Genomic DNA, 24,538 nt, shown 5'->3' with positions numbered 1-24,538 from the left:
CATCGATGGCGCGGATCGAATTCCGCTCCGCGCCAACCTATTTCCTGCGGACACGACGCGAGGCAGGTAGGCCTCTCGGCGTACCTGCCTCGCTGTCGCTTCGATCGGCGGATCAGCCCTCCCGGCCGGCCCGCACCCCCTCCTCGACGCGCTTACCCAGATCGGCGTCGACATTGCGCCAGTACTCGAATACCCGGCTCAGGACCGGCTCGGTGACCCCGGCGAGCACGTGCCCGACGATATTGTCGGCCAGCCGCTCGCGGGCGGCGTCGTCGAGGACCTCCCGCACCAGCGTGCCCGCCTGGGTGAAGTCGCCGTCCTCGGCGTGCTGGATATAGCCGGCCCGCACCATCGACGGGTCGAACTCCCAGAGCCCGCCGTCACCGGCCCGCGCCGGATCGGCGTGCGGACCGCCGTAGGAGTTCGGCGCGTAGACCGGCACGTCGGCGGGGTTGTACTCGTACCGCATCGCGCCCTCCTTCGAATAGGAGTTCACCTCGGCGGCCTTGGCCCGGTTCGGCGGCAGCTGCGCGTAGTTGGTGCCGATCCGGTAGCGGTGCGCGTCGGCGTAGGCGAAGACGCGGCCGAGCAGCATCTTGTCCGGCGAGAAGCCGATACCGGGGACGATGTTGGAGGGCTCGAACGCGGCCTGCTCGATGTCGACGAAGAAGTTGCCCGGATTGCGGTTCAGCGTCCACTTGCCGACCTCGATCAGCGGGTAGTCCTGCTGCGACCACACCTTGGTCAGATCGAACGGATTGAACCGGTAGCCCTCGGCCTCGGCGACCGGCATGATCTGGACCTTCAGCGTCCAGCTCGGGAACTCGCCGCGCTCGATCGCGTCCCAGAGATCCTGGCGGTGGTAGTCGGGGTCGGACCCGGCGAGAGTGTCGGCCTCGGCCTGGGTCAGGAACTCGATGCCCTGATCGGTTTTGAAGTGGTACTTCACCCAGAAGCGCTCGCCTTCGGCGTTGATCCACTGGTAGGTGTGCGAGCCGAAGCCGTCCATGTGGCGGTAGGACTTGGGCAGGCCGCGGTCGCCCATCAGCCAGGTCACCTGGTGCGCCGACTCCGGGCGCAACGTCCAGAAGTCCCACTGCATGTTGTGGTCGCGCAGGCCGCTGCCGGGCAGGCGCTTCTGGGAGCGGATGAAGTCGGGGAACTTCATCGCGTCCTTGATGAAGAAGACCGGGGTGTTGTTGCCGACGAGGTCGTAGTTGCCGTCCTCGGTGTAGAACTTCACCGCGAAACCGCGCGGATCGCGCCAGGTGTCCGGGCTGCCCTGCTCGCCGGCCACGGTCGAGAACCGGGCCAGCGACTCGGTGCGCGCGCCCGGCTGGAACAGCTTGGCCTTGGTGTAGCGGCTGACATCGCCGGTCACCACCAGCTCGCCGTACGCGCCGGAGCCCTTGGCGTGCACGATGCGCTCCGGCACCCGCTCGCGGTTGAACTGGGCCAGCTTCTCGATCAGGTAGTGGTCGTGGAGCAGTACCGGTCCCTGGGTTCCGGCCGACAGCGATTCGTCGTCGCTCTCGACGGCATTGCCGGTGTTGGTCGTGGTCGGCTTGGTCATTTCGCGGCCTCCTGATTTCGACAGTCGGGGCACAACCCCCAGAAGACGACCTCGGCCTCATCGATCGCGAAACCGTGATCGTCCGCGGGCTGCAGACAGGGCGGGGCGCCGGACACACAATCGGTGTCGACGACCAGCCCACAACTTCGGCACACCAGGTGATGGTGATTATCCCCGGTCCGGGTCTCGAACCGGGCAGGCGAGCCCGCGGGCTCGATCCGCCGCAGGATCCCCGCTCGCACGCAGGCGCTGAGCACGTCGTACACCGCCTGCGTCGACACCGCGCCGAGCCGCGCCCTGGCGGCCGTCGCGATCGTCTCCGCATCCGAATGCGGTAGCGCCGCAACAGTATCCAGCACCGCGATCCGTGGTGCGGTCACCCGCAACCCCGCATCGCGCAACAGTCGGCGAGCGTCCATCTCCTCGGTGTGCACACCATCCACTCTCCCCATTTTCTGGAATAAGTCAAGAAAACGACGGGATCAAGCAGGGTTGCGCGGATCACATCCAGGGCCTGGAATAGCCGCACCGGGGCGTTGGTTGAACACCACTGTCGGCGTCCGAACAGCCCCGGGCCTCACCCCTTTGTCGCTACGAGCGACCACTCGCCGAGAGGCGCTTGTGGGGCGTCGACACCCTGAACGGCCGCCCCCGCGGCGGCCCTTCGACTCGAACGCCGCCAGGTCTCCCTCATCGACCTGGCGGCGTTTGTCGTCTCCGGCGTGACCGGCTCTCCGAGCCGGGGTTTTTACGGGGAGGTGAACATGCCGGCGATTAGGGGATCGGGCGGCCCCGCTATACGGGTTACGGACGGCGATGCGGGCTAGTCTCGGCCGCATGGGGCTGATCAGGGGATTTTTCGCGGGAACGATCGTGGTTGCACTGACTTCGGGGGCGTTGGTCGCCGCGCCCGCCGTCGCCGCCCCGGAAACAGCGACGAGGTGCGCGGTGACCTCCGAGCGCGACCTCGAACGCGCGCGACCCGAGCAGGTCGGGCTCGACCCGGCCAAGCTCGACGAGGCACTGCAGTTCGCCGCGACCCGCAATCGGTTCAATGTCCAAGTGTTTCGGCACAATTGCCTGGTCGGGGAGGGCCCGCGCAACGACGAGACCGGCGATGTCGCGTGGAACATCTGGAGTGTCACCAAGTCGGTGGTGTCGCTGATCGCCGGAATCGCCTCCGATCAGGGCAAACTCGCGATCGACGCCCCGATCGACCGGTACCTGCCCGCCGGCCTCGGCGACGCGCTGCACCGGTCGATCACGGTGGAGAACTTGCTCACCGAGACCTCGGGCATGAAGGTCGGCGTGCTCACCGAGGGCGTCACCGCGGTGATCCCGGTCGACCCGAACAGCGCGGTCCAGGCGCTGGCAGTGGAGCTGACCAACCCGCCGGGCACCACGTTCAGCTACAGCCAGCGCAATGTCGACCTGCTGTCGTGGGTGATCGAACTGGCCGTCGGCGAGCCGCTGCAGCAGTTCGCGCAACGCGAGCTGTTCGACCCGCTGGGCATCGCCCGCTCCGACTACTACTGGGCGCGAGATCGGTCCGGGCACACCTATGGCTACGCCCACCTGCTGCTGCCGCCCAACGATCTGGCCAAGATCGGATTGCTCGTCGCCAACGACGGCCGGTGGGGCGCCGACCGGGTGATCTCGGCCGACTACCTGCGCAAGGCCCGCACTCCATCACCGCAGAACAGCTGCTACGGCTACCTTTTCTGGGTCGGCGCCGACTGCGCCGAGTCGCCCGACTTCCTGCCCGCCGACAGCTTCTTCATGTCGGGGCTCGCACTGCAGAACGTCTTCTTCCTGCCCGGCCTGGACCTGATGGTCATGTGGACCGGCGCGTTCGGCAACGAGACAGCGTACGGAGCGAGCGGGGTGATCGCGCATCCCGAGGAACTGCCGCACGAGTTCTTCCGCAGGCTGTTCGCGGCCTTCACCGATGCCCCGACCCCGGTCGCCGAGCCGTACGTCGAACCGCCGGTCGAGTTCGATCCGGCCCGGCTGATCGACGCCAACATCCTGCTCGCCGTGTTCGGCATCGGCCCCGGCGCCTATCCGGGCTGCACTGTCTTCGACTGCCTGAACCAGCCGCTGGCCGCGCCGTTCGCGAGCATTCCCCCGGGGTGCGCGGTATTGGTCTGCCTCGGTGACGACCCACGGACCCCGGGCATCCGGCGCTAGCCGTTCAGACGGACACGTCGTCGGCACCGCTGGGGTCGGGGTGCCGGAAGCGGGTCGGGTCCAGGTAGTCCGGTACAGCACCGCCTCGGCCGGGAGAACGGCGTCGAACGCGATCTCGCCGACGCGGTCCGAGGCCGGCGAACACCGACGCCACCGCACCTGCGGTCATCCTGGACGGGCTGCTCCAGGTCGAGTCGTGAGACGAGAAACGGGCCGGCCCACCGGATGTGGTGGACCAGCCCGTTCCAGCGAACTGCTCAGCGGTTGTTCAGCAGGACTTCCGCGATCTGAATGGTATTGAGCGCGGCACCCTTACGCAGGTTGTCGCCGGAGATGAACAGCGCGAGACCGCGGCCGCTCGGGACGCCCGGATCCTGGCGGATGCGGCCGACCAGCGAGTCGTCCTGGCCCGCGGCGGCCAGCGGGGTCGGCACGCCGACCAGGCGCACGCCCGGCGCCTTGGCCAGCAGTTCCTGGGCCTGCTGCACCGAGATCGGTTCGGCGAACTCGGCATTGATCGACAGCGAGTGACCGGTGAAGACCGGCACGCGCACGCAGGTGCCGCTGACCAGCAGGTCGGGCAGGCCGAGAATCTTGCGGCTCTCGTTGCGCAGCTTCTGGTCCTCGTCGGTCTCGCCGGAGCCGTCGTCGACCAGCGAGCCGGCCAGCGGAATGACGTCGAACGCGATCGGGGCGACGTACTTGTTCGGCGCGGGGAACTCGACGGCGCTGCCGTCGTGCACCAGCTTCTCGGCGTCGGCGGCCACCGCGCGGATCTGCGTGGCGAGCTCCTCCACACCGGCCAGGCCGCTACCGGACACGGCCTGGTAGCTCGACACGATCAGACGCTGCAGGCCCGCCACGTCGTGCAGCGGCTTGAGCACCGGCATCGCGGCCATGGTGGTGCAGTTCGGGTTCGCGATGATGCCCTTGGGCAGGTTGCGCGTGGCCTCGGGGTTGACCTCCGAGACCACCAGCGGCACATCGGGATCCTTGCGCCAGGCCGAGGAATTGTCGATCACGGTGACGCCCGCCGCGGCGAAGCGCGGGGCCTGCACGCGCGACATGGTGGCGCCTGCCGAGAACAGCGCGATGTCCAGACCCGACGGATCGGCGGTCTCGGTGTCCTCGACCACGATATCGCCGCCACGCCACGGCAGCGTCTTACCCGCCGAGCGCGAGGAGGCGAAGAAGCGCACCTCGTCGGCCGGGAAGTTGCGCTCTTCCAGCAGCTTGCGCATGACGGCGCCGACCTGACCGGTCGCGCCGACGACGCCTACCCGTACACCCATGGTTTAACGCCCCGTTCCGCCGTGGACGACGGCGGCCTCTTCGCCGCCGAGATCGAAGGCCTTGTGCAGGACCTGCACGGCCTCGTCGAGTTCGGTGTCGCGCACGAGCACCGAGATCCGGATCTCCGAGGTGGAGATCAGGTCGATGTTCACGCCGGCGTTGGCCAGCGCCTCACAGAAGGTGGCGGTGACGCCCGGGTGCGACTTCATCCCGGCGCCGACCAGCGACACCTTGCCGATGTGGTCGTCGTAGAGGACCTGCGCGAAGCCGATCTCGTCCTGCCGCTTGGTCAGCATCTCGACCGCGCGAGCGCCGTCGGTCTTGGGCAGGGTGAAGGTGATGTCGGTCTTGCCCGTGTCGACCTTGGAGATGTTCTGCAGCACCATGTCGATGTTGATCTCGGCGTCGGCGACCGCGCGGAACACCTTGGCCGCGTAGCCCGGCTCGTCCGGCAGGGCGACGACGGTCACCTTGGCTTCGCTGCGGTCGTGCGCGACGCCGGTCAGGATTGCCTGCTCCACGGGAATGTCCTCCATCGATCCGAAAACAGTGGTGCCGATCTTGTCGGTGTAGGACGACCGGACATGAACGGGAACGTTGTAGCGGCGCGCGTACTCCACGCAGCGCAGCATGAGCACCTTCGAGCCGCAGGCCGCCATCTCGAGCATCTCCTCGTAGGAGATCTTGTCGAGCTTCTGCGCGTCGCCGACGATGCGCGGGTCGGCGCTGAAGATGCCGTCCACGTCGGTGTAGATCTCGCAGACATCGGCTTTCAGCGCCGCGGCCAGGGCGACGGCGGTGGTGTCGGAACCACCGCGGCCCAGCGTGGTGACGTCCTTGCTGTCCTGGCTGACGCCCTGGAAGCCGGCGACCAGCACGATCTGCCCCTCCGCCAGCGCCTCCTGGAGGCGGCCGGGGGTGACGTCGATGATCTTGGCGTTGCCGTGCGCGCCGGTGGTGATCACGCCGGCTTGCGAACCGGTGAACGAGCGTGCTTCGGCACCGAGCGAATGAATCGCCATGGCCACCAGCGCGTTCGAGATGCGCTCGCCGGAGGTGAGCAGCATGTCCATCTCGCGAGCAGGCGGCGCCGGGGCCACCTGCTCCGCGAGATCGAGCAGCTCGTCGGTCGTGTCACCCATGGCCGAGCAGACCACGACGACGTCGTGGCCCTGCTTCTTGGTCTCCACGATCCGTTCAGCGACGCGCCGGATCCGCTCGGCGGTAGCCACCGAGGATCCTCCGTACTTCTGAACAACGAGAGCCACGGCTAGGTCCTTCACGATCGACAATCAGGCTTGGTATCAGCGACCAAGAGTACCGGCCCTGGTCCACCGGTTTTGCCGCTACCTCCCCAGCCTGTGGAAAACGACACAGGCTCGTCACCTGTGGATAACCGTCGAAATCAGGCCCGGACGAACCAGGTGACCTGCGTGCCGTTGTCGAATTCCTTGCGCCGCACCGGAGTGAAAGATGTCGGTTTGAAGACGCCGGTGAACGCTTGTACGCCGTCGCCCGCGATGACGGGGTAGCTCTTGATGACCATCTCGTCGATCTCGTCGATCAGCTGACCGGCCAGGTTCCCGCCGCCACACAGCCAGATGTCGCCGCCTTCCTGCCGCTTGAGTTCGCGAACCAGCTCCGCGGGGTCGCCGGAGACGATCTCGACGCCGGGGTGATCGGCCTGCGCGAGCGAGGACGAGACGACGTACTGCTTCAGGTGCGAGAACGGGCTCTCGACGTGCTCGCCCGGAAGGATGTAGGTGCCGCGACCCATCAGCACCGTGTCCCAGTTCTTGGCAGGCAGCTCGGGGTCCATGCCGATGTGCGGCCGGAGATGGGTCGGGATCGAATCGGGGAACTCGGCCGTCATCCATTCCATGTAGTTCTGCGGCGTCGGATAGAAGTCGACCTCGCCGCCGGGACCCGCGATGTAGCCGTCGAGCGAGACACCGATGTAGTAGACAAGCTTTCGCATGGGTACCGCCTAGGTTGTTGTACTCTGATTGAAGTGGTTTGAACGTAGTACTACAGACGGAGTGGTGTCAAGTGCGAACTAATCCCGAACGACGGCAGGCGCTGCTCGACGCGGCGATCGAGGTGCTGGCGGCCGAAGGCGCGCGCGGCCTCACCTTCCGCGCGGTGGACAAGCAGGCCGGGGTGCCCGTCGGCACCGCGTCCAACTACTTCACCAGCCGCGACGAGCTGCTCACCCAGGCAGGCACCCGCTTCTACGAGGTGGTCCAGCCGAGCGAGGAGACGATGGCGCTGGTGAGCGAGGGACCGAAGACGGTCGAGAACATCACCGCGCTGATGAAGGAGGTCGTCGGCCGGCTCGAATCGCACCGCACCGCCTACCTCGCGCTGCTCGAACTGCGGCTCGAGGCGACCCGGCGTCCGGAGTTGCGCGAGGTGCTCACCGAGCGGGTCAGGGCCGACCTGGATTTCAACGTCCGCAACCACCTGGCGTCGGGCCAGCCGGGCGACGAGGCGTCGGTACTCCTGCTGTATCTGGCCCTGAATTGGCTCATCGTCGAGCACCTCACCCTGCCCGGTATCTTCACCGAGCAACAGAGCATGGAGCTGATCGAAACCGCCGTCGAGCGGGCGATACGCCCCTGACCCGGTCATTTGTCCAGACCATAGACGTGTTGACGATCACTGGTACACGTGTGCACAATCGGGCGCGAAGACAGCGGGGGTTTCGGAGGACAGGCAAGATGCGCTCGAAGATCGACATCCGATTCACCGTGGATGCTCCCGTCGACCAGATCATGGATGCGTTGCTCGCCGTCGATCTCCTAGCCGAGTGGTCGACCAACTACAGCGACGTCCGCGTCGGCCCCCGCGACGCCGACGGCAGGCCGCGCCGGGTCTTCGTCACCGCGACCTTCCTGGGCAACTCCGACGCGCAGGTCCTCGAATTCTTCTGGGAACACAACCGGGTGTCCTGGGAGGTCGTCGACAGCAGCCGCGGCTCCAAGGGCAGCGGCTCGTTCGACCTGGTCGAGGGCCCCGAGGGCACCGAGATCGACTATCACGTCGAGATCCAGCTGCCGCTGCCCATCCCCGGCATCCTGTTCAAGCGCACCCTGCGCAAGATGAGCGATGAGATCGTCGCGAACTTCATCGACTTCGCCGAACGGTATCCCGAGGTCCACCGCTACGGCGTCGGCTAGCGGTTGCGCCGACGGCGAAAGCCGCGTCCGTTCCGCGCGGACGAGCACGCCGGGTGCGACGATGAGCGCATGATCGGTACTCGACGGGTTCGGTTCCAGCAGGTGGCCGAAGGCGCCTCGGTGACCCAGCTCGAACTGTTCTTCGACCTCGTGATCGTCTTCGCCTTCACCATGGTGACCGCGCTGGCCGCCGACAACCCGACCGGCGCCAACGTGGTCCGCGCGGCCCTGGTCCTGGCGCTGATGTGGTGGCTGTGGATCGCCTACTCGTGGCTGGGCAATGTGGTCAGGGCCGACGAGGGCATCGCCCGGGTGGCGATGTTCGTCGCGATGGGGGGCGCGTTCATCGCGGCGCTGACCATTCCCGAGGCGTTCGAGGACCTGAGCGGCGGCTGGTTCGGTCCGCTCGTCTTCGCCATCGCCTACCTGGTGGTGCGGCTGGTGCACGTCTCGATCTTCTGGGTGATCAGCGCCGAGGACTCCCAGCTGCGCGGCCAGGTGCTGCGCTGGGCACTGGGCTCGATCACCCTCGGGACCGCGCTGCTCGTCGTCGCCGCGATGACCGACGGCCTCACCCAGATCGTGCTGTGGCTGGCCGCGATCGCCGGCGACATGGCCTGGACCTGGTTCGCGGGCACCGACTGGCGGATCAACTCGGCCTCGCATTTCGCCGAGCGCTACGGGCTGATCGTCATCATCGCGCTCGGCGAGTCCATCGTCTCGATCGGCATCGGGGTGGCCGGCCTGCCGATCTCCTGGCCGATCGCGCTGGGCTCGATGCTGGGGCTCGCGGTGTCGGGCCTGCTGTGGTGGCTGTACTTCGACGTCGCGGCGATCTCGATCGAGCACGCCTTCGCCCATTCCCGCGGCGCGCACCAGATCAAGATCGCGCAGCGCAGCTACACCTACGGGCACTTCCCGATCATCGCCGGCGTCATCGCGCTCTCGCTGGGATTGAAGAAGGTGCTGTACTACGTCGGCGACGCCTCGCATCACAAGCTCACCGACGCGCTGCACGGCATTCCGCTGGCCGCGCTCTTCATCGGGCCCGCGCTGTTCCTGCTCGGCGTCGTCGCGGCGAAATACTATGCGACCAAGGAGATCTCGATCGCCCGGGTGATCACCGCGGTCCTGCTGGTCGCGGTGATCCCGGTGGCGACGCACCTGCCCGCGCTCGCCGCGCTGAGCCTGCTGTGCGCGCTGCTGGCCCTACTGGTGATCTTCGAGACCATTCGGTACGCGACCCCGCGCGACCAGATCAGGCACGCTTGATCTGACCGAGGTGGTGGCGCACGCCGTGCTCGGCGGGCGTCGCCCCTCGGTGCGACGGCGGCACCCTGACCCCGGCGCGCACCGCGTCGTTGATCTGATCGAGGTTCTCCCGCAGCATGTCGGCGACGAGTTCGTCGGTGCGCGGGTCGTCGAGCAGCTGGCGCAGCATCCGGTACACGGTGTCGGCGACGAGCCGGATGATGTCGTCGTGGAACGGGACGTAGCGCAGTTTGCTGGTCGTCGGGTCGTTCTTGATCAGGTCGACGATCATCTGGTCGACCTCGGCGTGGTTCTCCTCGAGCGCCGCGGCGATGTTCTTGGTGTAGTGGCCCGCCCGCAGGACCTTGGAGACCTCGTCGAGGATCGCGATCGTCATCGGGCGCTTGATCACGTCGACGATGGTGCCGACGAAACGGTTCACGATCGTCGCGGTGACCCGCTCCCCCAGCGCGCGGTCGGCGACCCGGCCGAGCCGGATCAGGATCACCACGATCCGCAGCAGCCGGAACCCGCGGAAGATCGGGCTGGTCACCGGGATCATGCCGAGCACTTCGTACCAGTAGATGAACGGGAAGCTCCACGGCCAGCCCGCCCGGCGCCAGCGCCAGAGGAACTCGATCAGGAAGATGCCGCAGATCGTCCAGTCGGCGACCACGATCGCGTGATAGGTCGTCCCGGAGACGGGAAAGAAGGTGATCCAGACGACCAGCGCGACCGAGATGATCGCCAGGACCAGCATGAACAGGTCGGTCCGTAGCGATGGCGTCTTCGAGCGTACGTCCGGCAACGCCTCGACCCGCTCGATGCCCGGTGAGGCCACCTCGGTACTCCCTTCGAACGCCATCGTCCTTGCCGAGCGTAACGGCCGGTCGACGCGGATCGGTCACATTGCGCGCGACGGTCCGCGCGAGTGTCAGCGACCGGCGCCGATGACGGCCGCGATATTGCGTTCGGCCAGCGCGGTGATCGTGAGCGAAGGGTTGACCGTCGCGGTGCTGCCGGGGATCGCCGCGCCGTCCATCACGTAGAGGCCGGGGTGCCCGTGCACACGGCCGTAGGCATCGGTCGCCTTGCCGAGCACCGCGCCGCCCAGCGGATGCGCGGTGAACTGGGCGTTCGCGTCGTAGCCGAGCGCGCCGTACTCGGCGACCGCGCCCGCGCGTTCGGCGATCCGGTGATCGACCGCGCGTGCCGCGTCGACGACGGCGTCCTGCGCGGCCGCCGACCAGCTCAACCCGACACCGCCGCCGGCGTGATAGCCGAAACGGGCCCTGGTCGGGTCGAGGACCATGCCGAGCGAGGCCAGCGCGCCGGTCTCGAACGGAATGCCCGGGATGTACCAGTTCTCCAGAGTCAGCGGGACGCGCGACTCGTCGAAGACGCGGCTCGCGCTGGGCACGCCCTGGCCCTGACCCGCCACCGCGCTAGCGCCGCGCGCCAGCACCACGTCACCGTTGGTGCCCCAGCCGTCGCCGATGTGCTCGTTGAGGTTGGGCAGCGCGCCGGTGGCCTGGGCGCGCACCAGCAGCTCGGAGGTACCGATCGAACCGGCGCCGAGGAACAGCTTGTCGCAGGTCAGCGTGCGGGTGCCGAGGTTCTGACCGGTCGGGGCCAGTTTCGTCACCGTGACCACGAACTTGCCGCTCGCCTCCTGGGCGATGGCGTCGACGCGGTGGCCCGGGTACACCTGCGACTTGCCGGTCTCCCTGGCGTAGCGCAGATAGTTCTGGTTCAGATCGAACTTGGCGCCGTTGGAATTGCCCAGGTTGGAACGGGCGGCGGTAGCCGAGGCGCGGGAGGTGCCCGCCAGCTCGCTGCGCAGCACGTCCCAGGTGAAGATCGAATCGTTGGCCACCGGCTGGTAGCCCGCGGCGCGGACCTGGTCGTCCCAGGCGCGCGAGTGCGCGAACGGCGTGGAGTGGTAGATGTCGGCGGGCATCGGGTCCAGGCGCAACATTTCGCGCACGCGCGGGTAGTAGACGCGCTCGAGCTCGCCGTAATCGACGACGCCACCGAAGACGTGGTCGAACAGCTTGCGCTCGGGCGCCACCATCGCGCCGGTGAAGATGACCGAACCGCCGCCGACCGCGGCGGCGCGCCACACGTCGATGCCCGGGTACTCGGTGACATCGAGGACGCCGCCGAACGCGCCGAAGCTCATCGGCACCTTGGTGACGCCGGTGAAGCTGGTGCGGTGCCAGAAGCCGCGGCCGTCGGGCAGGTCGTCGCCGGTGAAGATCTCCCGCCACGGGTCGTTGGGCCAGCGCGAACCGCGCTCGAGCACGGTGTTGGCGATCCCGGCCTCGGCCAGCCGCAGGGCGGTGACGGCGGCGCCGAAGCCGGAACCGATGACGATGGCCTCGGTGTGCGCCGGTGCGTCGGGGAGGGGTTCGAAGATCTCCGGTACCCAGGTCCGGAACATCGCCTCGCGCGGATCGGCCGAGGCGGCCGTGGTCGTCAGCGTCGTCCCCACGGCACCGGCGATCGTCGCCAGTCCCGCCGCCTTGAAGAAGGCACGTCTGTGCACCAGGCCACCTCCCTCATCACGCATGGCCGAGCGCAGGATACCCCGTGTGAAACGCCAATGGTGTTCGACCGAGGGGCCTTTGGTGGTAGTCACAACCGGTGGGCGGGCCGCAGGCAGCGGCCCGGACTCAGCCCGCCGTCAGCAGCCGGATCACCGCGATCGTGCCGACGACGACGATCACCGCGCGCAAGACGTTCGGCGGCAGCCTGCGACCCACCTTCGCGCCGAGCTGGCCACCGATGATCGAGCCGACCGCGATCAGCGCGACGGCCTGCCAGTTCACCTCGGCGATGGCGATGAAGATCGCCGCCGACACCGCGTTCACGATCAGCGCCAGCACGTTCTTCACCGCGTTGAGCCGCTGGATGTCCTCGTGCACGAAGACCCCGAGCAGGCCGAGCAGCAGCACGCCCTGGGCGGCGCCGAAATAGCCGCCGTAGATGCCGGTGCCGAAAACGGCGACCAGCAGGATCGGGCCGCCGTGCTCGGGAGTGGCCGCGTCACCGTCGGCCCTGCGCCGCTTCACCCAGGCCGCCAGCCGGGGCTGCACGACCACCAGGATCAGCGCGGCGATGATCAGCACCGGCACGATCGCCTTGAAGGCCTCCGCGGGCATGACGAGCAGCAGGATCGCGCCGGTGATGCCACCGAGCAGCGAGGCGGTGCCCAGCTGCAGCAGTCGCGATCGCTGCCCTTCCAGTTCGCGGCGGTAGCCGATCACCCCGCTGACCGAGCCGGGGACCAGACCGATCGTGTTGGACACGTTCGCCGTCACCGGCGGCAAACCGAAGGCAAGCAGCGTGGGGAAGGTGATCAGGGTGCCGGAGCCGACGATCGTATTGATGCCACCCGCGGCGATGCCCGCCGCGAGAATGGCCACTTGCTGTAACCAAGTCATTCGAGTTCCTTTGTGACGTCTCGTCGGACGCGATGGTCCGTACAAGCGTGCGATTCGCTGAAAACCGTACCGCTCGCTTACTACCGGCCGGTTTCCCCAGGCCGCTTACCAGCGGGGTAGGGCACGCGGTATCCTCGAAGGATCATGCAGCGGGCACTTCTTCTCGGCCGCCGCGACGGGTTCTGATACGGACCGGCTCCCGTCGCGGGGTTCCAACGCGCCGGTCGACCCGCTCCCACCAGGGAATCCACCTCACCCACGGAGAAACTTGCATGTCCTCGGCTGACGCATTCGTATCCGCTTCGCGCACCATCACGGCCCCCGGCAAACCCGCACCGGCCGACCAGCCCGCCTGGAACCACCAGAAGAACTCGTCGATGCCGTCGTTCCGGTACCGGCCCTTCGCCGAAGAGGTCGAGCCCATCTCGGTGCCCGACCGCACCTGGCCCGACAAGATCATCGATCGCGCGCCCGCGTGGTGTGCCGTCGACCTGCGCGACGGCAACCAGGCCCTCATCGACCCGATGAGCCCGGCCCGCAAGCGCCGCATGTTCGACCTGCTCGTCCGGATGGGCTACAAGGAGATCGAGGTCGGGTTCCCGGCCGCCAGCCAGACCGACTTCGACTTCGTCCGCGAGATCATCGAGGACGGGGCGATCCCCGACGACGTCACCATCCAGGTCCTGACCCAGTGCCGCGCCGAGCTGATCGAGCGCACCTTCGAGGCCTGCAACGGCGCCCCGAACGTGATCGTGCACTTCTACAACTCCACCTCCATCCTGCAGCGTCGCGTCGTCTTCCGCGCCGAGCGGGACGCGGTGAAGAAGATCGCCACCGACGCCGCCGCGCTGTGCCTGGAGATCGAGAAGAAGTACCCGGACACCGCCTGGCGCTACGAGTACAGCCCGGAGTCCTACACCGGCACCGAGCTGGACTACGCCCGTGAGGTCTGCGACGCGGTCTCCGAGATCATCGCGCCGACCCCGCAGAAGCCGCTGATCATCAACCTGCCCGCGACCGTCGAGATGGCCACGCCGAACGTGTACGCCGACTCGATCGAGTGGATGCACCGCAACCTGGCCCGCCGCGACTCGATCGTGCTGTCGCTGCACCCCCACAACGACCGTGGCACCGCCGTCGCGGCCGCCGAGCTGGGCTACCAGGCCGGCGCCGACCGCATCGAGGGCTGCCTGTTCGGCAACGGCGAGCGCACCGGCAACGTCTGCCTGGTCACCCTGGGCATGAACATGTTCTCCCGCGGCATCGACCCGCAGATCAACTTCTCCGACATCGACGAGGTCCGTCGCACGGTGGAGTACTGCAACCAGCTGGCCGTGGCCGAACGTCACCCCTACGGCGGCGACCTGGTCTACACCGCGTTCTCGGGCAGCCACCAGGACGCCATCAACAAGGGCCTGGACGCGATGAAGGCGGCCGCCGACGCGCAGAACGCCGACGTCGCCGACATCACCTGGGAGGTCCCGTACCTGCCGATCGACCCGAAGGACGTCGGCCGCACCTACGAGGCCGTCATCCGGGTGAACTCGCAGTCCGGCAAGGGCGGCGTCGCCTACATCATGAAGACCGACCACGGTCTGGTGCTGCCGCGCCGGCTGCAGATCGAGTTCTCGCAGGCGATCCAGGCGATCACCGACGGTGAGGGCGGCGAGGTGACGCCCAAGGAGATGTGGGACGTCTTCGCCACCGAGTACCTGAACCCGATCCTGCCGCTGGAGCGGATGCGCCAGAAGGTGACCGCGTCGGAGACCGACGGTGGTGTCGACACCATCGTCGCCACGGTCAAGGTCGACGGCGTCGAGCAGGAGATCACCGGGTCCGGCAACGGCCCGCTGGCCGCGTTCGTCGACGCGATCGCCACCGTCGGCTTCGACGTGCGGGTGCTCGACTACAGCGAGCACGCCATGTCCGCCGGTGACGACGCGCAGGCCGCCGCCTACGTCGAGGTCGCGATCGGCGACAAGGTCGTGTGGGGCGTCGGCATCGCCACCTCCATCACCACCGCGTCGCTGCGGGCCGTCGTCTCGGCGGTCAACCGGGCCGCCGCACGCTAGTTCGCCGACACGAAGGCCGGGCCCGCAGCACGCGGACCCGGCCTTCGCCGGTTGTGCACACTGCCGAAAGGGCTGTGGACAACTCGGGCCCGACCGGTCGGCTTCGGTACGGATCTACCGGTTGAGCTGCGCGCATGCCCGCTCACAGCCGCTCCGGAGCCTGCCGCCCCCGGCGCGCGGAAATTAGCACCGTGCTAGCGTTTTGGTGCACATTCAGCGCCGAGCTTCCTGCTCGTTCATCGGGCAAAGTGGGGGAACTGTGACCAACAACGACCATAATCCGACGTCTCCGCCCTGGCTGCAGAGTCCGTCGGCTGAGACGGCCGACGCTGCGTCCGGATCCGCCGGAGTGCAGACGGCCACCGACGACGACCTCGAGCCGACAGGCGCCGCGGGCGAGCAGGCAGACGAGCCCGCCGAGCCGCAGCCCGCCGAGGCGGCCGTGGCCGAGCCGCAGGCCGGACTCGCCGAGCAGACGGTGTTCCAGCCGGGTGGATTCGTGCCAGGCCCCTTCGCGCCGAGTCAGTATCCAGGAGCGCCCGATTCGTACCAGAGCGGTGGCGCGCATCCGGTGGCGCACGGCCCCGAGCAGCAGCCGTGGCCGGGTCAGCCCGGCCCGGGCGCCGAGCAGCCGTGGCCCGGTCAGCCCGCCCCCGGCGCCGAACAGCCGTACCCCGGTCCGCAGGCGACCGGTGAGCAGCCGTATCCCGGCGCTCCCGGCCCGTACCCGGGCGCGCCCGAGCAGCCGCAGTTCCCCGGGCCCGAGCAGCAGCCCCAGGGACCCCAGTCCGAGCCCATCTACAGCTGGGCGCCTCCACCGCCGCCGATGTACCAGCCGCCGATGCAGGGCGGCATGCCGCCCGGTCAGCCGGGGCAGCCGGGTCCGCTCGGCCCGCCGCCCGGTCAGCCGCAGTGGCAGGGCGGGCCTGCGCCGCAGCATCAGCCGTTCCAGCCGCAGCACGTGCCCGCCCCCGGTCAGCCCGGCCATTCGGTCAACGACCTGAACCTGCTCAAGCGGGCCCGCAAGGCGCCGCGCAGCGGATGGCGGCGCGCCGTGCACAAGGCCTCCGGCGGCATGATCAACCCGGGTGAGTCGGCGGCCGACGTCGTCCACCGCGATCTCGCCGAGCGGGTCAACCAGCCGGTCCGCGGCGACTACCGGATCGCGATCCTCTCGCTCAAGGGTGGCGTCGGCAAGACCACCACCACGGTCGGTCTCGGTTCCACCTTCGCCTCGCAGCGCGGCGACCGCGTCATCGCGATCGACGCCAACCCCGACCTGGGCACCCTCGCCCACCGGGTGCCGCGGCAGACTCGCTCGACGGTGCGCAACCTGCTCGAGGACCAGAACATCACCCGCTACTCGGATGTGCGCGCGCACACCTCGCAGGCCCCGAGCCGACTGGAAGTGCTTGCCTCCGAGCAGGACCCGGCCGTGTCGGAAGCCTTCAGCGAGGCCGATTACCGCAAGGCGATCGGCATCCTGCAGTCGTTCTACAACATCATCCTGACCGACTGCGGCACCGGCCTGATGCACTCGGCGATGTCCGGCGTGCTGGACATGGCGAGCTCGCTGGTGCTGGTCACCTCGCCCGCGATCGACGGTGCGCGCAGCGCGTCGGCGACGCTGGACTGGCTCGACCACCACGGCTACAGCAAGCTCGTCGAGCGCACCGTCGTCGTCGTGAACGCCTCGCGTCGTGGCGCGTCGACGGTCGACCTGGACCAGCTGCGCAAACTGTTCCTCGACCGCACCCGCGCCGTGCAGATCGTCCCGTTCGACGATCACCTGGCCGAGGGCGCCGAGATCGACCTCGAGCTGGTCAGCAAGCCGACCAGGCGCGCGCTGCTCGAACTGGCCGCCATGGTCGCCGACGATTTCGGCTACCACGGACAGCAGCAGGGCCAGCAGTACCCGCCGCAGGGTCAGCCCTACCCGGGTCAGCCGTACCAGCCGGGGCAATTCTGAGATAGCCGAAGGTCGTGGGGGGAACATGTCCGAGGTCGATGCCGCGCGCCATCTCGCCGACGTGGCGGCGGGCGCGGGGCTCGGTAACCACCGGGCGGCCTACACACCGGCCGTGGTGGCGTGGAGCCGGATTCGTGTCCTCGGGATCGTGGCCGGTGTCGCGCTCGCGACAACCGCGCTGGCCTTCGTCATCGATCAGGCCGGGATCGCCTGGATCACCGGGCTGACCGCGATCGGCACGGGGTTCGGGTTCGTGCTGGCCACGGCGCAGGCGTGGTGGCACGAACGCGAGACCGTGGGCAACCGGCTCGCCGTCTACGACCACGGTTTGGTCGCGGTGGTGGGCGGGCGCACCAGCGTCGCGCGGTTCGACTCGACGACGGTGCGGCATAAGATCGTCGGCGAGCACACCGACGGTGGCCCGATCATCACCGTCCATACCTACACGCTGACCGATCTCGCCGGTCAGCCTTTCGTGCTCGACAGCTCGTTCATCCAGGCCGAGCAGTGGGGCCGGTGGATTCAGCAGGCCGTCACCGCGGCCCAGCTGCCGCGGGCGCTCGCGGCGGTGCGGGCCGGTCACCGCCTCGGCTTCGGCGACATCTGGCTGACCGCGAACGAGATCGGCGCGCGCAACAAGAGCGTGCCGTGGCACCAGGTACAGGGCCTGCGGACGGTCTCGGGCTACGCCGAGATCGCCGTCGAGGGCGCGTGGTTCGGGCTGAACTCGACCTCGATCGCCGATATCCCCAACTTCTTCGTCCTGCGCGCGCTGGTCGATCGGCTGCGCGCGTCGGTCAGCTCGCGCTGACCTGCCCGGCCGCGGCCTCGAAGGCGTCGAGCACCGCGGCGATGGCGGGCCGCCGGTGCGCCTGTGGCCGGGTGAGCAGTTCGTACACCCGGGCCGCGCGCACCCCCGCCAGCCGCAGTACCGACAGCCCGGGATGCGCGACCGCGAAGCGGGGCATCAGCGCCACGCCGTAGCCCGAGGCCACGAGCGTCTCGATGACCCGGAACTCATTGAGCCGCTGCGCGATCCGCGGCCGCACCCCGGTGATGGTGGCGATCGACTCGAGCACGTCGTCGACGGGGAATCCGCCGCGCACGCTCACCCACGTCTCGTCGGCCAGTTCCTCGGGGCGGACCGCCTGCCTGCCCGCGAGCGGGTGCGTCGCCGCGACGACGACGTCGATCGGCTCTCGCATCAGCACCCGCGCCGAGAGCCGTGGACCGGCGGGCGAGGGCGCGCGTTCGTCGCGATGGGTGAGCACGATGTCGTAGTCGGCCAGCAGTTTGGGCGCTGCCGACGGCGGTAGGTCCTCATCGCCCGCGACGATCCGCACGCCGCTGTCGGACAGCGCGGTGAGCACCGGCGGCAGCAGCAGCGCGGCGCCGGAGGGGAACGACGCCACCCTGACCTGCCCGCGCGGCGAGCCGCGGTAGTGCGCCATCTCGGCGGTCGCGCGCTCCATCGCGGCGAGCACATCGTCGGCGCGCAGCACCAGTGCCTGGCCGGCGTCGGTGAGCCGCACCCGTCGCCCGTCCGGCTCGAGCAGCGCGACGCCCGCTTCCCTGGCGAGCACCTTCAGTTGCTGTGACACCGCCGAGGGCGTCATCGACAGCGCTTCGGCGACGGCGGCGACCGTCCCGCGATCGGCCAGCTCGCGCAGAATTCGCAGTCGGTCGATGGAAAACATGAAGTAAATCTACTTTATTGATCCACTTTTATTCGATTGTGCTGATGCTTCGCCGAACGCACGATTAGCACTGTGACCACCCGCGACCGCCTGCTCGGACTGACCGTCGTCGTGCTCTGGGGCCTGAACTTCCTGGCCATCCGAATCGGCCTCGATCATTTCCCGCCGTTCTTCTTCGCCGCGCTGCGGTTCGCCGTCATCGCGATCCCCGTGCTCGTCTTCATTCCCCGCCCCGCCGTGCGCGTCCGCTGGCTGCTGCTCTACGGCACCGGCTTCGGCATCCTGCAGTTCGCGTTCCTGTTCACCGCGATGCGCATCGGCATGCCGACCGGGCTCGCCTCGCTGGTGCTGCAGTCCTCCGCGCCGTTCACGGTGGTGCTGGGCGCGGTGCTGCTGCGCGAGCGGCTGCGGCCGGTGCAGGTCGCGGGGCTGGCGGTGGCGGTACTCGGCATGATCGTCATCGGCGCCGATCGGCTGGCGCACGCCACGTTGCTCCCGGTGCTGCTGACGCTGGCGGGCGGGCTGGGGTGGGCGTTCGGCAATATCGGCGCGCGCCAGGCCGGCGCCGACTCCCCCGGATTCGATCCGCTGCATCTGACGCTGTGGATGTCGGTGATCCCGGTGCTGCCGCTGCTGGCGCTGTCGATGGCTGTCGAGGGGCCTGACACCGGTTTCCGCGCGCTCGGCGGCGCGGTCTCCTCGACCGCCGGGCTCCCCGCGCTGGCCGCGCTCGCCTATATCGCGATCCTCGCGACAGTCTGCGGATCGGGCCTGTGGACGTATCTGATGAGCCGCTATCCGGCGGGCACGGTGGCGCCGTTGTCGCTGCTCGTCCCGGTCGTCGGCATCGGCGCGGCCTGGGTGGCGCTCGACGAGCAGCCGTCGGTGGCCGCACTCGTCGGCGGGGCGATCGTGATCGCGGGTGCCTTCGCCGCGACGACCACCCGGCGGGTGCGCGGGATTGCGGATCCGGTTCCCGGCCGCGGCCTGGTTCAGGTCTGACGTCCAATTCAGCGCACAATCGCGCAGGCTCTGGCTAGCATGTGACCGATCGCGCGATGCGTTTTCCGCGCGACCGGTCGGTTTCGAGCTCGGGCGAACGACATGCAGGTCGCAACAGCCAGGTCTTCGCCGCGCTCTAGAGTGATAGCAAATCGCAGGCAATAACTCGAGCAAGGCAGCTGAACAGCATATGGCGCAACGGTGGCCCGTCTCGCGGAGAACATTTCTCCGCGGCACAGTCGCAGCGGGGGTGGTATCGGCAGGGGCCGTGGCGGGCACGCCGGGTGTTGCGCTGAGCGCGCCTCCCGGCCGCCGGGTCGCGGTCCTCGGCGGCGGCGTCGCCGGGCTGACGGCCGCGCACGAGCTGGCCGAACGCGGTTTCGAGGTCACCGTCTACGAGGCCAGGGCCTTCGGCGGCAAGGCGCGCAGCGTGTCGGTGCCGGGCACCGGCCGCGACGGCAGGCCCGATCTGCCCGGTGAGCACGGCTTCCGCTTCTTTCCCGGCTTCTATCAGAACCTGCCCGACACCATGCGCCGGATCCCGGTCGCCGGCAATGCCGACGGCGTGTGGAGCAACCTGCTCACCGTGCCGGAAGCCAGGTTCTCCCGCCGCGACACCGACGACATCCTGCTCGCCCTGCCCGACGGCTTCACCAACCCGAACACCCATCCGGACGCGATCCGGGAAACCCTGGCCGCCACCATCTCGACGATGACGAAGATGCCGCCCGCCGAGGTCGCGTACTTCGCCAACCGGCTGCTGGTATTCAACAGCAGCTGCGACGCCCGCCGCTTCGGCCAGTGGGAGCACACCTCCTGGCAGGACTTCGTGCACGGGCACGAGCGCTCGCACGAGTTCCGCGCGATCGTCTCCCGCTCGCTCACCAGCATCATGGTCGCGGCCAAGGAGGACCTGGCCAGCACCCGCACCATCGGCAGCATGGGCGAGCAGTTCCTCGGCAATCCGCTCGGCCTCGGCAACGACGGCGGCCTGGACCGGGTGCTGAACAACGCCACCAATATCGCCTGGATCGACCCGTGGGTGCAGCACCTGCGCGGACTCGGCGTGCGGTTCGAACTCGGCGCGCGCGTCGAGGAACTCGTCGTGCGCGACCAGCGCATCGGCGCCGCGCGGATCACCGACGCCGGCGGCGCCCGCACCGTCGAGGCCGACTATTTCGTCACCGCGCTGCCGGTCGAGCAGGCCCGCAAACTCTGGTCACCGCGGGTACTCGAACTGGCCCCGGAACTGGCGGCGACCGATCGCCTGTTCGTCGACTGGATGAACGGCATCCAGATCTATTTCCGTTCCCCACTGCATATTTCGCGCGGCCATACCGCGTTCGTGGATTCACCGTGGTCGCTCACCTCGATCAGCCAGAACCAGTTGTGGACCCACAAGCTGAATACGTTCGGCGACGGATCGGTGGCCGACTGTCTGTCCGTCGACATCTCCGACTGGAATACCCCCGGCATGCTCTACGGCAAGCCCGCCGTGGAATGCACGCACGAGGAGATCTTCCGCGAGGTCTGGGCCCAGCTCGCCGCGCACCTCAACGACCGCGAACAACTGCTGCGCCCCGCCGACGTCCATTCCTGGTTTCTCGATCCGGGGATCACCTGGCAGGGCAGCCGGAACGCGAATGCCGATCCGTTGCTCATCAATACCGCGGGCTCCTGGGACGCACGACCGGAGCCGCACGGATCGATCGAGAATCTGTTCCTGGCAGGCGATTACGTGCGCACCGATGTCGACCTGGCGACCATGGAGGGCGCCAACGAATCGGCGCGCGCCGCGGTCAACGCGCTGCTCGACGTCTCGGGCTCATCGGCCCAGCGCTGCCGCACTTTCCGGCTGCGCCGCACGCCGGAACTCGAGCCGCTGCGGGTGATCGACGCCGATCGCTACGCTCGGGGATTGCCCAATATGTTCGACGAATAGTTGTGAACTGTTAGAACGACCAGAACGCGCGTTGCTTCTGTGTCCGGTTCCGCCGACAATAACGACCGTCTGTTCGAAACTTGGTGTTAGCGGGGGGATTTCTGGTGAATCTGCGCGTGCTCGGCTCGATCGCGGTAGCGGCGGCGGTGCTGGCCGGCTGCGGTCCGGCCGGTCCGCCCGGAATCGAATTCGGCGCGGCCGCTCCGGACAGCCGACCGATCCCCGTGACACTGCCCGCCACCGTCGAGAATTGGCCCGACGCCTGCGCGGTGCTCACCGACGCCGAGATCACCGCGATCCTGCCGCAGGCCACCCATCTGAAACGCACACCGCAGACCGTGCAGCTCGTCGACGAATCGGTGCGCAATATCGCCCAGGGCGGTTGCCTGTTCACCTTCGATCTGCCCGACCGGCCCGCGTCCTCGGGCAATACCAAGATCACCGTGATGTTCTCCTCGGTCGGCGAGGAATCCGCCGTCACCGCCTACTACGCCGATATGAAGCGCTTCACCGGCGATCCGGTGGCCCCGGCCGAGTGGGGTGCCACCGAATGCACCTACGGCAAGATCATCGAATCCACCGTGGCCTGTCATCGGGGGAATTTCGCGTTCGCGGTCAGCGGCGACTCCTCGGTCAGCGGCCTGGACAACTCCGCGCGCTTCCAGATCTGGCGCGACGAGGTCACCGCCGAGATCGTCCGCACCCTCGTCGCGCGAATGAGCTGACCCCCCGCTCGATCATCCGGCTCACGCCACCGGCGCGAATGAGCTGACCCCCGCTCGATCATCCGGCTCACGCCACCGGCGCGAATGAGCTGACCCCCCGCTCGATCATCCGGCTCACGCCACCGGCGCGAATGAGCTGACCCCCCGCTCGATCATCCGGCTCACGCCACCGGCGCGGATGGGCTGACGTAGCTCACACCGCTCCCGCACGCGGCCCGCGACCGCGCGCACATAGACTCGCGGCGTGGCAGACATCTCGGTGCGTGGGCGCCTGGCTTTGCGAGCGGCGGCGGCAGCGTCGTGGGCTTCGCAGAAGGCGGGCCGCGGCAAGGGTTCGATGATCGGCGGCCTGATCGCGCTGAAGATCGATCCGACGATCATGACCCAGCTCGGTCGCGGCAGGCGGACGGTGTTGATCACCGGCACCAACGGCAAGTCGACCACCACCAGGATGACCACCGCCGCGCTCGGCACGCTCGGCCAGGTCGCCACCCAGGCCGACGGCGCCAATATGGACGCGGGCATCGTCGCCGCGCTGAGCGTGCACCAGGGAGTGCCGCTGGCCGCGATCGAGGTCGACGAGCTGCATCTGCCGCACGTCAGCGACGCGCTCGACCCGGCCGCCGTGGTGCTGCTGAACCTGAGCCGCGACCAGCTCGACCGGGTCGGCGAGATCAACATGATCGAGCGCAAGCTCCGCGCCGGACTGGCTCGTCATCCGAACACCGTCGTCATCGCCAACTGCGACGACGTGCTGGTGGCCTCCATCGCCTACGACCACCCCCGTGTGGTGTGGGTGTCGGCGGGCAGCGGCTGGGCGGTCGACGCGACGAGCTGTCCGCGCAGCGGCGAGCCGATCGTCTGGGAGGGCGAGAACTGGCGCTCGACCGGCGCCGACTTCCATCGCCCGCAGCCGGATTGGTGGCTCGAGGGCGACGACCTGTGCGGCCCCGACGGTTTCCGCGCACCCCTGCACCTGGCGCTGCCCGGTCGCGCGAATCGCGGCAACGCGGCGCAGGCCGTCGCCGCCGCGGTCGCGATGGGCGCCGAGCCGACGAAGGCGACCGACGCGACCGGCACCGTGCGCGAGATCGCGGGCCGCTACCGCACCGTCACCGTCGGTCCGCACGACGCGCGGCTGCTGCTGGCCAAGAACCCGGCCGGCTGGCAGGAGGCACTGTCGATGATCGAGCCGACCTCGGCCGGGCTGGTGATCGCGGTGAACGGGCAGGTGCCCGACGGCGAGGACCTCTCGTGGCTCTGGGACGTGCGGTTCGAGCACTTCGAGGGCGTGCAGGTGGTGGCCGCCGGCGAACGCGCCACCGATCTGGCCGTGCGCCTGACCTACGCCGGGGTCGAGCACACCCTGATCCCCGACCCGCTGCGCGCCATCGCCTCCTGCCCGCCCGGGCACGTCGAGGTGCTGGCCAACTACACCGCGTTCCGCGATCTCAACCGTGACCTGGAGGCACGCCCATGAGCGAGTCGACCATTCGTATCGGCCTCGTCCTGCCCGACGTGATGGGCACCTACGGCGACGGCGGCAACGCGCTGGTGCTGCGCCAGCGCCTGCGCATGCGCGGCTACGACGCCGAGATCGTCGAGATCACCCTGGCCGACCCCGTGCCGGACTCGTTCGACATCTACACCCTCGGCGGCGCCGAGGACTCGGCCCAGCGCCTCGCCACCCGCCACCTGCAGAAGTACCCAGGACTGCAGCAGGCCGCCGCCAAGGGCGCGCCCGTGCTCGCGATCTGCGCCGCCATCCAGGTGCTCGGCAACTGGTACGAGACCTCGGCCGGCGAGAAGGTCGACGGCGTGAGCCTGTTCGACGTCACCACCTCGCCCCAGCACACCCGCGCCATCGGCGAGGTGACGACCACCCCCGTCCTCGACGGCCTGTCCGCCCCGCTGACCGGTTTCGAGAACCACCGCGGCGGCACCCTGCTCGGCCCCGACGCCGCCCCGCTGGCGAAGGTCACCCGCGGTGTCGGCAACGGCGTCGGCGACGGCACCGAAGGCGTCGTCCAGGGCTCGGTCATCGGCACCTACCTGCACGGCCCCGCCCTGGCCCGCAACCCCGAACTCGCCGACCTCCTCATCGCCCGAGCCCTCGGCATCTCCCCCACCGACCTCGCCCCCCTCGACCTCCCCGAGGTTGACCGCCTCCGCCGCGAGCGCCTGCGCGCCTAGCGGCTC

Annotated in this window: 21 protein-coding genes; 12 read left to right on the top strand and 9 right to left on the bottom strand. The window is 68.8% G+C overall.

The features are described from left to right. Window positions 1-112: 112 nt before the first annotated feature. On the bottom strand, window positions 113-1,573 hold the full coding sequence (locus Q7X29_RS02985; protein ID WP_316573205.1) for a catalase: 1,461 nt from the start codon (window positions 1,571-1,573) through the stop codon (window positions 113-115). Beyond that, window positions 1,570-1,992 (bottom strand): Fur family transcriptional regulator, encoded by a 423-nt coding sequence (locus Q7X29_RS02980; RefSeq protein ID WP_218716984.1) that lies wholly within the window; start codon window positions 1,990-1,992, stop codon window positions 1,570-1,572. Before Q7X29_RS02980 ends, Q7X29_RS02985 begins: the two co-directional genes overlap by 4 nt. 454 nt (window positions 1,993-2,446) lie before the next feature. Here Q7X29_RS02980 and Q7X29_RS02975 point away from each other — a divergent pair, with 454 nt between their 5' ends. Beyond that, on the top strand, window positions 2,447-3,763 hold the full coding sequence (locus tag Q7X29_RS02975) for a serine hydrolase (protein ID WP_308248389.1): 1,317 nt from the start codon (window positions 2,447-2,449) through the stop codon (window positions 3,761-3,763). Window positions 3,764-4,020: 257 nt separating this feature from the next. Here the strand turns inward: Q7X29_RS02975 and Q7X29_RS02970 are convergent, their stop codons facing one another. From Q7X29_RS02970 to Q7X29_RS02960, 3 genes are all read right to left on the bottom strand, one after another. Continuing rightward, complete coding sequence (locus Q7X29_RS02970; protein ID WP_316573204.1) at window positions 4,021-5,055, bottom strand: aspartate-semialdehyde dehydrogenase; 1,035 nt, start codon at window positions 5,053-5,055, stop codon at window positions 4,021-4,023. A 3-nt stretch (window positions 5,056-5,058) separates the two neighbouring features. Further along, the gene (locus Q7X29_RS02965; RefSeq protein ID WP_218716967.1) at window positions 5,059-6,324 is read right to left on the bottom strand and encodes an aspartate kinase; all 1,266 of its coding nucleotides are present in this window, start codon (window positions 6,322-6,324) and stop codon (window positions 5,059-5,061) included. Between the two features lie 137 nt (window positions 6,325-6,461). Then, entirely contained in the window at window positions 6,462-7,034 is a 573-nt protein-coding gene (locus tag Q7X29_RS02960) for a dihydrofolate reductase family protein (protein WP_316573203.1), read from the bottom strand. Between the two features lie 71 nt (window positions 7,035-7,105). Between Q7X29_RS02960 and Q7X29_RS02955 the strand changes: the two genes are divergently transcribed. The 3 genes from Q7X29_RS02955 to Q7X29_RS02945 all read left to right on the top strand — a co-directional run bounded on the left by Q7X29_RS02955 (window position 7,106) and on the right by Q7X29_RS02945 (window position 9,507). Continuing rightward, complete coding sequence (locus tag Q7X29_RS02955) at window positions 7,106-7,678, top strand: TetR/AcrR family transcriptional regulator (RefSeq protein ID WP_218716965.1); 573 nt, start codon at window positions 7,106-7,108, stop codon at window positions 7,676-7,678. Window positions 7,679-7,776: 98 nt separating this feature from the next. Beyond that, the gene (locus Q7X29_RS02950) at window positions 7,777-8,235 is read left to right on the top strand and encodes an SRPBCC family protein (protein ID WP_218716964.1); all 459 of its coding nucleotides are present in this window, start codon (window positions 7,777-7,779) and stop codon (window positions 8,233-8,235) included. Between the two features lie 69 nt (window positions 8,236-8,304). Beyond that, window positions 8,305-9,507 carry a low temperature requirement protein A gene (locus Q7X29_RS02945; RefSeq protein WP_316573202.1) on the top strand — a complete coding sequence of 401 codons (1,203 nt, stop codon included), beginning with the start codon at window positions 8,305-8,307 and terminating at the stop codon, window positions 9,505-9,507. Here the strand turns inward: Q7X29_RS02945 and Q7X29_RS02940 are convergent. The 3 genes from Q7X29_RS02940 to Q7X29_RS02930 all read right to left on the bottom strand — a co-directional run bounded on the left by Q7X29_RS02940 (window position 9,494) and on the right by Q7X29_RS02930 (window position 12,932). Next, window positions 9,494-10,351, bottom strand: coding sequence for an ion transporter (locus tag Q7X29_RS02940; protein WP_316573201.1), 858 nt, complete (start codon window positions 10,349-10,351; stop codon window positions 9,494-9,496). The two genes, Q7X29_RS02945 and Q7X29_RS02940, sit on opposite strands and share 14 nt — an antisense overlap. Before the next feature lie 69 nt (window positions 10,352-10,420). Next, window positions 10,421-12,034, bottom strand: coding sequence for a GMC oxidoreductase (locus Q7X29_RS02935; protein ID WP_218716962.1), 1,614 nt, complete (start codon window positions 12,032-12,034; stop codon window positions 10,421-10,423). Window positions 12,035-12,161: 127 nt separating this feature from the next. After that, on the bottom strand, window positions 12,162-12,932 hold the full coding sequence (locus Q7X29_RS02930) for a sulfite exporter TauE/SafE family protein (RefSeq protein ID WP_316573200.1): 771 nt from the start codon (window positions 12,930-12,932) through the stop codon (window positions 12,162-12,164). Window positions 12,933-13,204: 272 nt separating this feature from the next. On the opposite strand from Q7X29_RS02930, the gene leuA reads away from it, so the two are divergent. From leuA to Q7X29_RS02915, 3 genes are all read left to right on the top strand, one after another. After that, window positions 13,205-15,004, top strand: a complete 1,800-nt coding sequence (gene leuA / locus Q7X29_RS02925; protein ID WP_218716960.1) for a 2-isopropylmalate synthase — start codon at window positions 13,205-13,207, stop codon at window positions 15,002-15,004. Between the two features lie 349 nt (window positions 15,005-15,353). After that, entirely contained in the window at window positions 15,354-16,973 is a 1,620-nt protein-coding gene (locus Q7X29_RS02920; RefSeq protein ID WP_316573199.1) for a MinD/ParA family ATP-binding protein, read from the top strand. A 25-nt stretch (window positions 16,974-16,998) separates the two neighbouring features. After that, window positions 16,999-17,784, top strand: a complete 786-nt coding sequence (locus tag Q7X29_RS02915) for a DUF6585 family protein (RefSeq protein ID WP_316573198.1) — start codon at window positions 16,999-17,001, stop codon at window positions 17,782-17,784. Here Q7X29_RS02915 and Q7X29_RS02910 read toward each other — a convergent pair. Then, window positions 17,771-18,670 (bottom strand): LysR family transcriptional regulator, encoded by a 900-nt coding sequence (locus tag Q7X29_RS02910; RefSeq protein WP_316573197.1) that lies wholly within the window; start codon window positions 18,668-18,670, stop codon window positions 17,771-17,773. The genes Q7X29_RS02915 and Q7X29_RS02910 overlap by 14 nt on opposite strands. 72 nt (window positions 18,671-18,742) lie before the next feature. Here Q7X29_RS02910 and Q7X29_RS02905 point away from each other — a divergent pair, with 72 nt between their 5' ends. The 5 genes from Q7X29_RS02905 to Q7X29_RS02885 all read left to right on the top strand — a co-directional run bounded on the left by Q7X29_RS02905 (window position 18,743) and on the right by Q7X29_RS02885 (window position 24,532). Continuing rightward, on the top strand, window positions 18,743-19,672 hold the full coding sequence (locus tag Q7X29_RS02905; protein WP_218716956.1) for an EamA family transporter: 930 nt from the start codon (window positions 18,743-18,745) through the stop codon (window positions 19,670-19,672). A gap of 190 nt (window positions 19,673-19,862) precedes the next feature. Continuing rightward, window positions 19,863-21,614 carry a hydroxysqualene dehydroxylase gene (locus Q7X29_RS02900; RefSeq protein ID WP_316573196.1) on the top strand — a complete coding sequence of 584 codons (1,752 nt, stop codon included), beginning with the start codon at window positions 19,863-19,865 and terminating at the stop codon, window positions 21,612-21,614. Window positions 21,615-21,718: 104 nt separating this feature from the next. Continuing rightward, window positions 21,719-22,339, top strand: a complete 621-nt coding sequence (locus Q7X29_RS02895) for a hypothetical protein (RefSeq protein WP_316573195.1) — start codon at window positions 21,719-21,721, stop codon at window positions 22,337-22,339. 244 nt (window positions 22,340-22,583) lie between these two features. Beyond that, a complete protein-coding gene (locus Q7X29_RS02890; RefSeq protein WP_218721332.1) occupies window positions 22,584-23,819 on the top strand; it encodes a Mur ligase family protein in 1,236 nt (411 codons plus the stop codon). Continuing rightward, window positions 23,816-24,532, top strand: coding sequence for a type 1 glutamine amidotransferase (locus tag Q7X29_RS02885; RefSeq protein ID WP_218721331.1), 717 nt, complete (start codon window positions 23,816-23,818; stop codon window positions 24,530-24,532). The genes Q7X29_RS02890 and Q7X29_RS02885 overlap by 4 nt, the downstream gene beginning before the upstream one ends. The last annotated feature ends 6 nt before the right edge of the window (window positions 24,533-24,538 follow it).

The sequence above is a fragment of the Nocardia canadensis genome, from assembly GCF_032656385.1.
Lineage (GTDB): Bacteria > Actinomycetota > Actinomycetes > Mycobacteriales > Mycobacteriaceae > Nocardia > Nocardia canadensis.
The sequence above is the reverse complement of the archived record's forward strand: the minus strand, read 5'-3'. Positions and strand labels throughout refer to the sequence as shown.

What these genes read in the sequence shown, in the direction of transcription:
- Q7X29_RS02970 (WP_316573204.1), bottom strand. Translation starts at nt 5,055, where the DNA reads ATGGGTGTACGGGTAGGCGTCGTCGGCGCGACCGGTCAGGTCGGCGCC.
- Q7X29_RS02930 (WP_316573200.1), bottom strand. Translation starts at nt 12,932, where the DNA reads ATGACTTGGTTACAGCAAGTGGCCATTCTCGCGGCGGGCATCGCCGCG.
- Q7X29_RS02900 (WP_316573196.1), top strand. Translation starts at nt 19,863, where the DNA reads ATGGCGCAACGGTGGCCCGTCTCGCGGAGAACATTTCTCCGCGGCACA.
- Q7X29_RS02960 (WP_316573203.1), bottom strand. Translation starts at nt 7,034, where the DNA reads ATGCGAAAGCTTGTCTACTACATCGGTGTCTCGCTCGACGGCTACATC.
- Q7X29_RS02910 (WP_316573197.1), bottom strand. Translation starts at nt 18,670, where the DNA reads ATGTTTTCCATCGACCGACTGCGAATTCTGCGCGAGCTGGCCGATCGC.
- Q7X29_RS02945 (WP_316573202.1), top strand. Translation starts at nt 8,305, where the DNA reads ATGATCGGTACTCGACGGGTTCGGTTCCAGCAGGTGGCCGAAGGCGCC.
- Q7X29_RS02950 (WP_218716964.1), top strand. Translation starts at nt 7,777, where the DNA reads ATGCGCTCGAAGATCGACATCCGATTCACCGTGGATGCTCCCGTCGAC.
- Q7X29_RS02980 (WP_218716984.1), bottom strand. Translation starts at nt 1,992, where the DNA reads ATGGACGCTCGCCGACTGTTGCGCGATGCGGGGTTGCGGGTGACCGCA.
- Q7X29_RS02915 (WP_316573198.1), top strand. Translation starts at nt 16,999, where the DNA reads ATGTCCGAGGTCGATGCCGCGCGCCATCTCGCCGACGTGGCGGCGGGC.
- leuA (WP_218716960.1), top strand. Translation starts at nt 13,205, where the DNA reads ATGTCCTCGGCTGACGCATTCGTATCCGCTTCGCGCACCATCACGGCC.
- Q7X29_RS02985 (WP_316573205.1), bottom strand. Translation starts at nt 1,573, where the DNA reads ATGACCAAGCCGACCACGACCAACACCGGCAATGCCGTCGAGAGCGAC.
- Q7X29_RS02885 (WP_218721331.1), top strand. Translation starts at nt 23,816, where the DNA reads ATGAGCGAGTCGACCATTCGTATCGGCCTCGTCCTGCCCGACGTGATG.
- Q7X29_RS02940 (WP_316573201.1), bottom strand. Translation starts at nt 10,351, where the DNA reads ATGGCGTTCGAAGGGAGTACCGAGGTGGCCTCACCGGGCATCGAGCGG.